Source organism: Solilutibacter silvestris (assembly GCF_002895945.1).
Classification (GTDB): domain Bacteria; phylum Pseudomonadota; class Gammaproteobacteria; order Xanthomonadales; family Xanthomonadaceae; genus Solilutibacter; species Solilutibacter silvestris.
Genome location: NZ_NPZB01000001.1, coordinates 1,333,215 through 1,345,896, shown reverse-complemented (window position 1 = coordinate 1,345,896; position 12,682 = coordinate 1,333,215). Strand labels below are relative to the sequence as shown.

General features: G+C 63.8%; 13 protein-coding genes. 6 read left to right on the top strand and 7 right to left on the bottom strand.

Annotated elements, in window-relative coordinates; genetic code table 11:
* Nucleotides 1–24 precede the first annotated feature (24 nt).
* On the top strand, nt 25–1,107 hold the full coding sequence (locus Lysil_RS06100) for a transporter (RefSeq protein WP_205756866.1): 1,083 nt from the start codon (nt 25–27) through the stop codon (nt 1,105–1,107).
* A gap of 2 nt (nt 1,108–1,109) precedes the next feature.
* Nucleotides 1,110–1,616 carry a peroxiredoxin family protein gene (locus Lysil_RS06095; RefSeq protein ID WP_103074611.1) on the top strand — a complete coding sequence of 169 codons (507 nt, stop codon included), beginning with the start codon at nt 1,110–1,112 and terminating at the stop codon, nt 1,614–1,616.
* On the opposite strand, the gene fabB is transcribed toward Lysil_RS06095, so the two are convergent.
* The 3 genes from fabB to Lysil_RS06080 all read right to left on the bottom strand — a co-directional run bounded on the left by fabB (nt 1,613) and on the right by Lysil_RS06080 (nt 3,813).
* A complete protein-coding gene (fabB, locus tag Lysil_RS06090) occupies nt 1,613–2,821 on the bottom strand; it encodes a beta-ketoacyl-ACP synthase I (protein WP_103074610.1) in 1,209 nt (402 codons plus the stop codon). The genes Lysil_RS06095 and fabB overlap by 4 nt on opposite strands.
* Entirely contained in the window at nt 2,821–3,336 is a 516-nt protein-coding gene (fabA, locus tag Lysil_RS06085) for a 3-hydroxyacyl-[acyl-carrier-protein] dehydratase FabA (protein ID WP_103074609.1), read from the bottom strand. The genes fabB and fabA overlap by 1 nt, the downstream gene beginning before the upstream one ends.
* A gap of 150 nt (nt 3,337–3,486) precedes the next feature.
* Nucleotides 3,487–3,813 (bottom strand): hypothetical protein, encoded by a 327-nt coding sequence (locus Lysil_RS06080; RefSeq protein ID WP_129588372.1) that lies wholly within the window; start codon nt 3,811–3,813, stop codon nt 3,487–3,489.
* A 161-nt stretch (nt 3,814–3,974) separates the two neighbouring features.
* Between Lysil_RS06080 and parC the strand changes: the two genes are divergently transcribed.
* Together parC and Lysil_RS06070 are read left to right on the top strand one after the other, a co-directional pair.
* Entirely contained in the window at nt 3,975–6,221 is a 2,247-nt protein-coding gene (gene parC / locus Lysil_RS06075) for a DNA topoisomerase IV subunit A (protein ID WP_103074607.1), read from the top strand.
* Between the two features lie 5 nt (nt 6,222–6,226).
* Nucleotides 6,227–6,880, top strand: a complete 654-nt coding sequence (locus tag Lysil_RS06070; protein WP_103074606.1) for a thiopurine S-methyltransferase — start codon at nt 6,227–6,229, stop codon at nt 6,878–6,880.
* 18 nt (nt 6,881–6,898) lie between these two features.
* Here the strand turns inward: Lysil_RS06070 and Lysil_RS06065 are convergent, their stop codons facing one another.
* Nucleotides 6,899–7,762, bottom strand: coding sequence for a helix-turn-helix transcriptional regulator (locus Lysil_RS06065; RefSeq protein ID WP_103074605.1), 864 nt, complete (start codon nt 7,760–7,762; stop codon nt 6,899–6,901).
* An 87-nt stretch (nt 7,763–7,849) separates the two neighbouring features.
* Between Lysil_RS06065 and Lysil_RS13380 the strand changes: the two genes are divergently transcribed.
* Nucleotides 7,850–8,785: an alpha/beta hydrolase gene (locus Lysil_RS13380; protein ID WP_165782401.1), complete on the top strand. Its 936-nt coding sequence runs from the start codon at nt 7,850–7,852 to the stop codon at nt 8,783–8,785.
* A 17-nt stretch (nt 8,786–8,802) separates the two neighbouring features.
* Nucleotides 8,803–9,270, top strand: a complete 468-nt coding sequence (locus tag Lysil_RS13375) for a nuclear transport factor 2 family protein (RefSeq protein ID WP_165782400.1) — start codon at nt 8,803–8,805, stop codon at nt 9,268–9,270.
* Nucleotides 9,271–9,297: 27 nt separating this feature from the next.
* Here the strand turns inward: Lysil_RS13375 and asnB are convergent, their stop codons facing one another.
* The 3 genes from asnB to Lysil_RS06045 form a co-directional block, all read right to left on the bottom strand.
* Nucleotides 9,298–10,980 carry an asparagine synthase B gene (gene asnB / locus Lysil_RS06055; protein WP_103074603.1) on the bottom strand — a complete coding sequence of 561 codons (1,683 nt, stop codon included), beginning with the start codon at nt 10,978–10,980 and terminating at the stop codon, nt 9,298–9,300.
* Nucleotides 10,981–11,158: 178 nt separating this feature from the next.
* Nucleotides 11,159–12,316: a succinyl-diaminopimelate desuccinylase gene (gene dapE / locus Lysil_RS06050; RefSeq protein WP_103074602.1), complete on the bottom strand. Its 1,158-nt coding sequence runs from the start codon at nt 12,314–12,316 to the stop codon at nt 11,159–11,161.
* Entirely contained in the window at nt 12,313–12,672 is a 360-nt protein-coding gene (locus Lysil_RS06045) for a Spx/MgsR family RNA polymerase-binding regulatory protein (protein WP_103074601.1), read from the bottom strand. Before Lysil_RS06045 ends, dapE begins: the two co-directional genes overlap by 4 nt.
* Nucleotides 12,673–12,682: the final 10 nt, after the last annotated feature.

Sequence of the window (12,682 nt, the reverse complement as noted above, 5' to 3'; positions counted from 1 at the left end):
CATCCTCGATATCCGGAGTTCCCCATGATCGCTGCACACCATGCGACGACACGACCTCGTCGACCCTACATCATCACCACATTGACGGCAGCGCTGATTGTTTGCCTGCCCGATATCGCCCATGCCTGCGCTACATGCGGCTGCACCTTGAGCACGGATGCCGCCACCGGATACTCCGCGGAATCGGGTTGGCGCATCAGTTTCGACAACAGCTTCATCGATCAGAACCAACTGCGACACGGCACGCACGGCGCGACGCCTGGCCAAGTGGTCGACCATCCTTCCGATCCAACATCGACTGGCAGCGAGATCGAGAGGAACACGATCAATCGCTACCACACCGCCAGCATCGCCTGGCGACCCAATGCCAACTGGGGCGTTTCGCTTGCCGTGCCGTGGATCCAACGCGACCACACCACCTATGGCCAGCAAGAACAGCCGTTTACTCCCGCCGCGGTCGCGCCCGACCAGATCAGTTCGGCGCGCGTGAATAGCCTCGGCGACGTCAAGGTGTTGGTCAATTACCAGGGCTGGTTGCCGACGCACAATCTCGGCATCGTTGCCGGCATCAAATTGCCGACCGGCAAATATGGCGGACAAACCGAGGACGGCACGATCGTCGGCCATCCGGTGTTGTTTCGTTCCGGTCACGCCGCTGGGCAGACACTCGACACCAGCCTGCAGGCCGGCACCGGCACCACCGATGCCATCGTCGGCGCCTACTACTACCAGCCGGTGAGCCAGGACTACGATGTCTTCGTCAACGGTCAGTTCCAGGCCGCGGTGTCGCAGCGTATGTCGCGGTCCGGCGCCGACTTCCGTCCCGGCAATCAGGGCAGCCTCAACCTTGGCCTGCGTTACGAAGCACGTGCCAACTTCGTGCCGCAGTTGCAGCTCAACCTCCTGCACAAGGACCGCGATCGCGGCGCGTTCGCCGACATCGCCAACAGCGCTGGCACCGTGGCCTATCTGAGTCCCGGCGCAAGCGCGACGGTGTTCGGAACCCAGGTCTACGCATTCGTGCAATTGCCGGTCTACAGTCGCCTGGAGGGATACCAGTTGTTCCCGCACTGGACGGCATCGATCGGCATCAGCAAGGCGTTCTGATCGTGACGCGATTCCTGCGCTACATCGTATCGGCAGCGCTGCTCGGCGCTGCCACGCTGGCCGCCGCACGCGGCAACGAACTTGCGGTCGGACAAGCCGCACCACGGCTGACGATGACGACGTTGGACGGCGCGCATTTCGACACGCGCGAACTCAAGGGCAAGGTGGTGTTCCTGACGTTCTGGGCGACATGGTGCGGGCCATGTCGCGCCGAGCTGCCCGCACTCTCGCGATACGCTTCGGCGCATGCAAGCCAAGGCGTTGTCGTGCTCGCTCTGAGCCTGGATTCGCCGGCGGACCTGCAACAGGTCCGCGAGATCGCCCGCGACCTGAGCTTCCCGGTCGGGATGCTCGGGGATGAACACGTGCCCGGATACGGACGCATCTGGCATCTGCCGGTGAGCTTCGTGATCGATCGCCAGGGCCGGCTGGTGGTAGACGGCTGGAAGGACAAGGACCCGGTGTGGAATGCCACGCGCCTGGAGCGCGAGGTGACGCCCCTGCTTTAGAGGCGCCCGAACACCAGCGTGCCGTTGGTGCCGCCGAAACCGAAACTGTTCGACATCACCGTGTCGAGACGGGCGTCGATGGACTCGCGCACGATCGGGAATCCTTCGCAACGCGGATCGAGGTTGTCGATGTTGGCCGATCCGGCGATGAAGCCGTCGCGCATCATCAGCAGCGAATAGATCGCCTCATGCACACTGGCCGCGCCGAGCGAATGTCCGCTCAGCGCCTTGGTCGACGACAGTTTCGGCACCGCATGACCGAAAGCGGCACGCACCGCTTCGAGTTCGGTGACGTCGCCAACCGGCGTCGAGGTACCGTGGGTGTTGAGGTAGTCGATCGGGCGATCGAGGCCGGCCATCGCCATCTGCATGCAACGCACCGCGCCTTCGCCGCTCGGCGCGACCATGTCGGCACCGTCGCTGGTGACGCCATAACCGAGCAATTCGGCGTGGATGCGCGCGCCGCGTTGCACCGCGTGTTCGTACTCTTCCAGCACCAGCATGCCGGCGCCGCTGGCGATCACGAAACCGTCGCGATCGACGTCGTACGGACGCGATGCCGCGTGCGGCGTCTCGTTGAAATGGGTGGAGAGCGCGCCCATCGCGTCGAACTGGCAGGTCATCGCCCAATCGAGCTCTTCACCGCCACCGGCGAAGACGATGTCCTGGGCGCCGTGGCGGATCATGTCGGCGGCGGCACCGATGCAGTGCGCCGAGGTGGCACAGGCCGCTGAAATCGAATAGCTGACACCGCGAATGGAATACGCGGTGGCCAACGCGGCGGACACGGTGGAACACATCGTGCGCGGCACCATGTACGGCCCGACCTTGCGCACGCCCTTCTGGCGCATCAGGTCGGCGGTTTCGACCTGCCAGCGCGGCGACCCGCCACCGGAACCGGCGATCACGCCGATCCGCGGATTGCTGATCGTTGCATCGTCGAGGCCGGCGTCGTGGATGGCGTCGCCCATTGCCACGTGCGCGTAAGCGGCGGCATCACCCATGAAGCGTTTCTGCTTGCGGTCGATGCGCGCGTCGAGGTCGATCTCGCAGACACCGGCGACCTGGCTGCGCAGGCCCATGTCGGCGTCACCTTGGACGAAGCGCAGGCCGGAACGCCCTTCGCGCAATGCGCGCGAGACCTCATCCGCGCTGTTGCCCAGCGGCGAGACGATGCCCATGCCGGTGATGACGACCCGGCGCATCAGAATGCGTCCGTGGCGTTGAACAGGCCAACGCGCAAGCCGCTGGCGGTGTAGATTTCGCGGCCATCGACCAGGGTGCGGCCATCGGCGATCACCAGGCGCAGTTTCCCGCGCAGCACGCGCTTGATGTCGATTTCGTACACCACTTGCTTGGCGGTCGGCAGGATCTGTCCGGTGAACTTGACCTCGTTCACGCCGAGTGCGCGACCCAGGCCTTGTTCGCCCAGCCACGGCAGGTAGAAGCCGGCCAATTGCCACATCGCATCCATGCCCAGGCAGCCCGGCATCACCGGATCGCCGATGAAATGGCAATCGAAGAACCACAGGTCGGGACGGATATCGAGCTCGGCGCGGATGCAGCCTTTTCCGTGCGCGCCGCCTTCTTCGCTGATCAGTGTGATGCGATCGAACATCAACATCGGCGGGGCCGGCAATTTCGCGTTGCCGGCGCCGAACAACTCACCGCGGGCACAGGCGAGCAGTTGCTCGCGATCAAACGATGAGGCGCGCGTCATTCTGAAAGGGTTCCGTGAACGAATGGGCATTCTACGCGGCGACGCAGCATCGCTCCAGACGATGGCGTACGGTGTCGCGAAGCTCGATCTTCCCGCAAAAAACAGGCACGCCGGAGCGTGCCTTGCAGGGTGTTGCCGGGGCGTGACGCATCAGCGACGGCAATTGCTGTGGCCGGTCTTGAAGAAGCACTTCACCGCGCCCTTGTGGCGCTGGTGCGCATGCCAGACCGCATTGCGATGGCGGCGATGCGCGCTCAAGAGTTCGTGCTTGTGGCGCTGGTGTGCGGCGGCGAAGCGGCCGTGGCGCAGGTCGCGCCAGTCCTGCTTGACATTGCGGCTGACGAAGTTGCCGTCCTGCCTGGCATTGCTGTGGATTTCGCGGGCTTCGTGGCCGGGTGTGCTCTGTGCCGACGCGGCGCCACTCATGGCGAACATGGCCAGCAATGCGGCGGCAGCGAATGTCTTCATCGTTTTCATGATGGGCTCCATGGGGATTGGGGTCCGCAGTGCATACGCTAAACACGCGACCGTGAACGATTGCCATTCCGCGTGGCGAAGCTGAAACCAGGTTCAGGAAGATGGCCGCGGGCGCGACAGCGGTAAACTGCGCGCTTCCGCTTGATATCGCCGAATCTTCGATGCCCGATCCGACCGCACGCCCCGCCTTCCATGGTTTCGAGCAGATTCCGCTGCGCGAATACGCCGAACGCGCCTATCTCGACTATTCCATGTACGTGGTGCTGGACCGCGCGCTGCCGTTCATCGGCGACGGGCTGAAGCCGGTGCAGCGACGCATCATCTATTCGATGAGCGAACTCGGCCTCGGTGCGGCGTCCAAGCCGAAGAAATCCGCGCGCACCGTCGGCGACGTGATCGGCAAATACCATCCGCACGGCGACAGCGCCTGCTACGAAGCACTGGTGCTGATGGCGCAGCCGTTCTCCTACCGCTATCCGTTGATCGACGGCCAGGGCAATTTCGGTTCCAGCGACGATCCGAAATCGTTCGCGGCGATGCGTTACACCGAATCGAAGCTGACGCCGATCGCCGAAATGCTGATGGCGGAACTCGGCCACGGCACGGTCGACTGGGATCCCAACTTCGACGGCACGCTGGAGGAACCGACGTGGCTGCCGGCGCGATTGCCGCACCTGCTGCTCAACGGCACCACCGGGATTGCCGTGGGCATGGCCACCGATGTGCCCCCGCACAACCTCAACGAGGTGGTGAGCGCCTGCATCCGTTTGCTGGATGATCCCGACGCCACCATCGCCGACCTGTGCGAACACGTGCGCGGTCCCGACTATCCGACCACCGCGGAAATCATCACGCCGGCCGCGGATTTGCGCGCGATCTACGAAACCGGTCTCGGCGGCGTGCGCGCCCGCGGCACCTTCGTGCGCGAACACGCCAACATCGTCATCAACGCACTGCCCTACCAGGTGTCGCCGTCGAAGGTGATCGAACAGATCGCCACCCAGATGCGCGCCAAGAAATTGCCGTGGCTGGAAGACATCCGCGACGAATCCGATCACGCCAATCCGGTGCGGATCGTGCTGATCCCGCGCAGCAACCGCGTCGACGCCGAACAATTGATGGGCCATCTGTTCGCCACAACCGATCTCGAAAAGAGCTATCGCGTCAACATGAACGTGATCGGGCTTGACGGTCGACCGCAGGTGAAGAACCTGAAGATGCTGCTGACGGAGTGGCTGCAGTTCCGCACCGACACGGTGACGCGCCGCCTGAAGCATCGGTTGGAGAAGGTCGAACGCCGCATGCACATGCTGGAAGGCTTGCTGGTCGCGTTCCTCAACCTGGATGAAGTGATCCGCATCATCCGCAGCGAGGATGAGCCGAAAGCTGCGTTGATCGCACGCTTCGAATTGAGCGATGACCAGGCCGACTACATCCTCGATACCAAGCTGAAGCAACTCGCCCGCCTCGAGGAAATGAAGATCCGCGGCGAGCAGGACGAACTCGACGCCGAGCGCGACCGTTTGATCTCCACGCTGGATAGCAAGTCCAAGTTGAAGAAGCTGATCAAGGATGAATTGCTGGCCGATGCCAAGAAATTCGGCGATGCGCGCCGTTCACCGCTGGTGGAACGCGGTGCCGCCCAGGCGCTCGACGACACCGAACTGGTGGCGAGTGAACCGGTGACGATCGTGCTGAGCGAAAAGGGCTGGGTGCGCGCCGCCAAGGGACACGATATTGATGCGGCCGGACTGTCCTATCGCGATGGTGATGCGCTGTTGGCTGCGGCGAACGGACGCAGCAACCAGCAGGTGGCATTCCTCGATTCGACCGGACGCAGCTATTCGACCGCCGCGCACACCCTGCCTTCCGCGCGCGGCAATGGCGAACCATTGACCGGCCGTTTCTCGCCACCCGCAGGCGCGACCTTCCGCGGCCTCGTCACCGGCGACAACGATGCACGCTTCGTGCTGGCATCGAGCGAAGGCTACGGCTTCGTCACCCGTTTCGAGAACCTGACCGGTCGCAACAAGGCCGGCAAGGCGATGCTCTCCGTCGCTGGCAGCGCCAAGGTGCTGCAACCGGCAGGCGCGCGCGACGTCGCCAGCGACCGCATAGCGATCGTCACCAGCGCCGGCCATGTGCTGGTGTTCGCGCTGTCGGAACTGCCCGAGCTCGACAAGGGCAAGGGCAACAAATTGATCGAGATTCCCAAGGCGAAGCGCGGCACCGAACAGGTGGTGGCGATCGCGGTGGTGCCGCAAAGTGGCAAGCTGGTGGTGAAATCGGGATCGCGCAACATGACGCTGTCGTGGAAGGAACTCGACGAGTACATCGGTGCGCGCGCATCGCGTGGCAGTTTGTTGCCACGCGGGTGGCAGAAAGTGGATGCGCTGGATGTCGAGTAACTGACATGCAACCCGAATTTTGGCAACAACGTTGGCGCGAACAGCGGATCGGTTTCCATCAGGACCATCCAACCGCACTGATGCTCAAGCATTGGCCGATGCTGGATGTCGCGCCCGGCGCGCAGGTCTTCGTGCCGCTGGCCGGCAAGTCGCTGGACATGGTCTGGCTCGCATCGCAAGGCCATCGGGTGCTTGGCGTGGAACTGTCGCAACTCGCGGTCGAACAGTTCTTCGACGAGAACCAACTCTCGCCCGTGATTCGTGAAACCAAATATGGCCGCCATTATGTCGCCGGCCTTATCGACCTAGTCTGCGGCGATGCCTTCGGCTTGGACGCTGATGTCTTGCGCGATTGCATGGGCGTGTTCGACCGCGCAGCGCTGGTCGCGTTGCCTGCGGATTTGCGCCAGCGCTATGCCCGCGAGGTGTACGCGAACCTTCCGCACGGTTGCCACGGCCTGCTGGTCACGCTCGAATATCCGCAGCATGAGAAGGACGGACCGCCGTTCTCGGTCGACGATGCCGAAGTGCATGCACTGTATGCCCGCGAATGGGCCATCGACTTGCTGGAACGCGAGCGCATCGTCCCTGGCGGACCACGCTTCGAGGAAGGCTTGAGCCGGTTGGAAATGGCGGCGTATGGCGTGCGGAGGTATTGATCCGTGCCTCGATCCGCATCAGCGGGCAGGCGCGAAGGCCGCCCGGGTCGCGGCATTCGCCGGCACCTGGAATACCGCGATGGCGCTTCCTGTCGTGTCCAGCCTCAAGCGCACCGAGTTCACCACGATGTCGCCGAAGTCGACGTGACGCAAGCGCATGTCGAATGTCGATAGAACTTCGTTCTCGCGAGCTTCCCATAGGCGCTTGAACTCCGGGCTGCGCTTGCAAAGCGCGGCAAGCAGCCGGTCGAAGCGATCGGTGTCGGTGGCACGCGCATTGTGCAGGCGAAACATCGCCACCACGCGTCGCGCTGTCTGGTCGAAATCCACGTACAAATCGCGACGTTCAGGACGAGTGAATGTCTGCCAAAGCGTATTGTTGTGGAACTCGGCGTCTTCCATGCCTTGTTCCGCGCCGGTGGGATGCGAGCGCCCGAAGTCGTACAAGCGTTCGGCCAAGTGGTTGCAGGCGAGAACCTCGCCCAAAGAGTCGTGCAGATAAATCGGGCAAGGTGAGATTTCCAGCAGTTCCGCAAGCCCGGGGGTCAACGAGAACACAGTCTCGGCGGCCCGGAGTGGGGGATGCTGGCCGACCAGTGAAAACAGATAGGCTTCATCCGCTGCATCCAGTTGCAGGACACCCGCAATGCGGGCCAGCAGCTCAGGCGAAGGATGGATCGGACGGCCTTGCTCCAACCATGAATACCAGCTCACGCCGACCCCAGCCAGTGCAGCAACTTCCTCGCGACGCAGTCCCGAAACCAGCCGCCGTCCGCCTGACGGCAAGCCCGCCATTTGCGGAGAAATCGCTGCGCGTCGCGCCTTCAAGAACTCGCTCAACTCACGCCGCCGCGCCACGCCGTTTGTGTCGATGGTTTGCATGGTGGTGAGACTACCAGTACTTGCGGACGCCTTCCGCCGCGCCAAACCACGGCGGAGAATGGTGCTACCCACCTACAGGAATTCGCAATGAATGCGCTATTCACCACGACAGTTTCCGCCTTGCATCCCGGCGCGAATCTGGTGACGTTCCCACACGAACGCCACGCGTTGGCAGGTCAACTTACTCTGCCGGCGGACTGGCATGCGGGGCAACGCCCGCCGGCGATCATCGTGATGGGTTCGTGGACCACGGTCAAAGAGCAGATGGCCGCGAACTACGCACCAATGCTGGCCGCAGCGGGCTTCGCGGCATTGAGCTTCGACTTCAGCGGCTACGGCGAAAGCGGCGGCGAGCCGCGCGAGGTCGAATCGGCACAGCGCAAGATCGGCGATATCGGCGCTGCGCTGGATTACTTGGCCGCATTGAACGCGATCGATGGCGAGCGCATCGGCGTGCTGGCGATTTGCGCAAGCGCGGGCTATTTGGCGATGGCCGCCGACGAGCTGGCCATCCGTAGCATCGCGATGGTGGCGCCGTGGCTGCACGACCGCGAGCTGGTCGAGGCCATCTACGGCGGGCGCGAGGCGGTGGCAGCGAAGATCGCCCAAGGCGAAGCAGCGCGCGTTAGTTTCGAACAGACCGGCACAGTCGACTACATTCCGGCGGCCAGCAACTCGGATCCCGGTGCGGCAATGTACGCACCAGGCGACGCACTGGACTATTACCTCAATCCGCGGCGCGGTCGGATTCCGCAATGGGGCGGGCGTTTTGCGGTGATGGCGTGGTCGGAGTGGTTGCAGCTGGATACCATTGCCGCTGCCGCGCGAGTGCGGGCACCTACCCGCATTATCACCGGTCCCGATACGGCCACACCCGGAGGCGCTGCGCGGTTCGCTGCAGCATTGCCGGCACCGCACGATACGGTGTCATTGCCGGGCACGCAGTTCGACTTTTACGACAATCCGGCCACAGTGGCGGCGGCCGCCGCTGCCGCAGTCGAGCATTTCCGCCGCACGCTGTAGCTGTCAAGGAAACACCGATGACGAACGATTTCATCCAGATCATGACCGTGCTGGCCGGCTTCGCATTGAATGCGGACGCCCGCCACTGGACCGCGCTCGAGGCCAGCTTTGCGCCGCAGGTGACGGTCGACTACGCCTCGCTCAGTGGCCAGCCAGCCGAAACCCTGCCCGCCGCGATTCTGATGCAGCGCTGGCGCAGCCTGCTGCCCGGCTTCAGTCGCACCCAGCATCTGATCGGCCTGCCGCAGATTGCACTACACGGCAACCACGCCAGTGCAAGCGCCAATTTCATCGCTTACCACTTCATCGATGACACCCAAGTCGAGGGCGGCGGTCAATGGATCGTCGGTGGGCGCTACGAATGGGGTCTGGTAAAGCTGGACGACCGCTGGCAGATCGAGAAGCTGGTGCTCGTCAACGGCTGGCAGGACGGCAACCGTGAATTGCCTGCGCTGGCGATGCGGCGCGCAGCTACGGCGAATTGAGTTCGGGCCACGCTTCGAAGACCCCGGTTATTCACCCAGCGCCGCGTTGTGCACGCCAGCCACCGCACGCCCCGACGGATCCGCCATCGTCGCGAACGCTGCATCCCACGCGATCGCCGCCGGTGACGAACAGGCGATCGACTTGCCGCCTGGCACCGTATGTGCGCAGGCATCGCCCGGGAAGACTTCATCGAAGATGCGGCGATAGAAATACGCTTCCTTGGTCTGCGGCGGGTTGATCGGAAACCGTTGCTCCGCCTGTGCCAATTCGGCATCGCTCACGTTCGCCTCGGCATGCGCTTTCAGCCCGTCGATCCAGCCGTAGCCGACGCCATCGCTGAACTGCTCCTTCTGGCGCCACAGGATTTCCTCCGGCAGATAGCCCTCGAACGCTTCGCGCAGGATCGATTTTTCGATCTTGCCGCCACCGCTCATCTTGTGCGCCGCATCCATCCGCATCGCCACGTCCATGAACTCGACATCGAGGAATGGCACGCGCGGCTCAACGCCCCAAGCCATCATCGACTTGTTGGCGCGCAGGCAATCGAAACTGTGCAGGGCATCGAGCTTGCGCACCAGTTCGTCATGGAATTCGCGCGCGTTCGGTGCCTTGTGGAAATACAGATACCCGCCGAACAGTTCATCGCTGCCCTCGCCGCTCAGCACCATCTTCACGCCCATCGCCTTGATCCGCCGCGCCAGCAGGTACATCGGCGTCGACGCGCGAATGGTTGTGACGTCATAGGTCTCGATGTGGCGGATCACTTCCGGCAGCGCATCCAGCCCTTCCGCGAAGGTGTAGGTGAAGCCGTGATGGACCGTTCCCAACGCATCGGCGGCCATCTGTGCGGCGGCGAGATCGGGTGAGCCGTCCAGCCCGATGGCGAAACTGTGCAGGCGCGGCCACCAGGCTTCGCCACGATCGTCCTCCTCGATGCGCTTGCGCGCGAACTTCGCCGCGCATGCCGCCACCAGCGACGAATCCAGCCCACCGGACAGCAACACGCCATAGGGCACGTCGCTCATCAACTGGCGATGCACCGCACGCTCGAACGCCTCGCGCAATTCGGTCTTGTCCGCCGCGACATCGCGCACCGCGTCGTAATCGCGCCACGCCCGCTTGTACCAGCGCACCGGTTCGCCACGTGCGCTGTCGTAGACATGGCCCGGCGGGAACGCGGAGACGTCATCGCAGACGCGCACCAATGCTTTCATTTCCGAAGCGACCCAGACCCGGCCATCGGCATCGTGGCCCCAATAGAGCGGGCAGATGCCCATGTGGTCGCGGGCGATGAGGAAGCGCTTGGCCTGCGCATCCCACAATGCGAACGCGAAGATGCCGTTGAGGCGGCCGAGCCAGGTTTCAGGCGCGTCGCCATCGCGATACAGCGCGTTGATCACTTCGCAATCGGAACCGGTCTGGAAGGCATACGACTGCTGCAAACGGCGTTCGAGATCACGATGGTTGTAGATCTCGCCGTTCACCGCCAATACCAATGCGCCATCGCCGGAGAGGATCGGCTGCGCGCCGCCGGCAGGATCGACAATCGCCAGGCGCTCGTGCACCAGCAGCGCGTTGGCATCGGCGTGCACGCCACTCCAGTCCGGCCCGCGGTGGCGCTGGCGCGCGGACAACGACAACGCCAGCGGTCGCAGCTGTTGCAGGTCCGCGCCGCGGCGCAGGTCGAAGACGGCAAGGATGGAACACATGGTGGAACTCCTGGGGATTTTCAAAGGCCGGCTTTACAAGAGCGATGAAACAAAAAACCCGCACTGGCCGGTGCGGGTTTCGGGTGTTCAGCGTGTGCTGCGCGCGCTAACGACCGACCCGCGGGGGGCTGGTGTTGTTGCGATTGTTGTTGGCGCGCTGCGAGGTCATGGCCCGACCTTAACCCGCCGAACCGGCATCGTGCAACGGTTGCACCAGCAACCGTTCGATCACCGCCAGATACAGCCCCGGCAACCTCTCCAGATCATCCACGCGCACATGTTCGTCGACCTTGTGGATGCTGGCGTTGACCGGCCCGATCTCCACGCAGTGCGCACCCAGCGGCGCGATGAAGCGTGCATCCGAGGTGCCGCCACCGGTGCTTTCTTCCGGCGCACTGCCCGCAACGTTCGTCAGCACGTCGCGTACTACACGCCGCAATTCGCCTTCCGGGGTGAAGAACGGTTCGCCACCGCGCTGCCATTCGACGGCGTAATCGAGGCCATGCGATTTCAGCACGTCTTCGCAGGCTTGTTCCAGCCGTTGCGCGCTCCAGTTCGGATTGAAGCGCAGGTTGAACAGCACGTCGAGTTGCCCGGGGATGACGTTGTTGGCGCCATTGCCGGCGTGGGTGTCGGTGATCTGCAGGCTGGTCGGCGGGAAGGTTTCATAGCCATCGTCCCAACGCCGCGCCGCGAGTTCGGCGAGCGCAGGCAGCGCCTGGTGGATCGGATTGCGCGCCTTGTCGGGATAGGCGACATGGCCCTGGATGCCGTGCACTTTCAGTTTCGCCGACAAGGTGCCACGGCGGCCGACACGCACCAGGTCGCCCAGCGTGTTCTTGGATGATGGCTCGCCAGTGATGCACCAGTCGATGCGCTGTCCGCGTTCGTGCAGCGTTGCGGCGACACGGCGCACGCCATCGATCGCCACGCCTTCTTCGTCCGACGTCAGCAGGATGGCCAGCGTGCCGCGATGATCCGGATGTGCCGCAACGAACTGCTCCGCCGCGACCACGAACGCCGCGACGCCGCTCTTCATGTCGGCGGCGCCACGCCCGTACAACACGCCATCGCGGATCTCGGGCACGAAGGGATCGCTCGACCACGCTTCGCGCGGACCCGGCGGTACCACATCGGTATGCCCGAGCAGCACCAGCACCGGCGCACCGTTGCCGTGTGTTGCCCACAGATTGTCGACCTCGCCGTAGCGCAGCGATTCGCAGCGGAACCCGACTTTCTCCAAACGCGCAGCAATCAGCGGCAGACAGCCGGCGTCGTCAGGCGTGACCGAGGGTCGCGCGATCAGGTCTTTCGTCAGTTGCAGGACGTCGTTCACTTCGCGACCTCGAACAACGCCTTGAAGCCGTTGTCGCTGAATCCCTGGTGGATGCGGCCATCGTCCAGCACCACCAGCGGACGCTTCACCAGCGTTGGATGTTCACGCAGCAACAGTTTCCACTCGGCGTCGGAACCCGGCGTCTTGCGGTTCGGCGGCAGGCTGCGCCAGGTGGTCGAGGACTTGTTGATCAGCGCGTCCCAGCCACCCACGGCGTCTTTCCACGCCACGAAGGTGCCCAGCGACTGCGGCGATTCGCGCACATCGACGAAGGCGTACGCGATATCGAAGCGCTTCAGCCAGTTCTGCGCCTTCCTGCAGGTGTCGCAGTTCTTCAGTCCGTACAGCGTCGTCATGGCTCGGGCT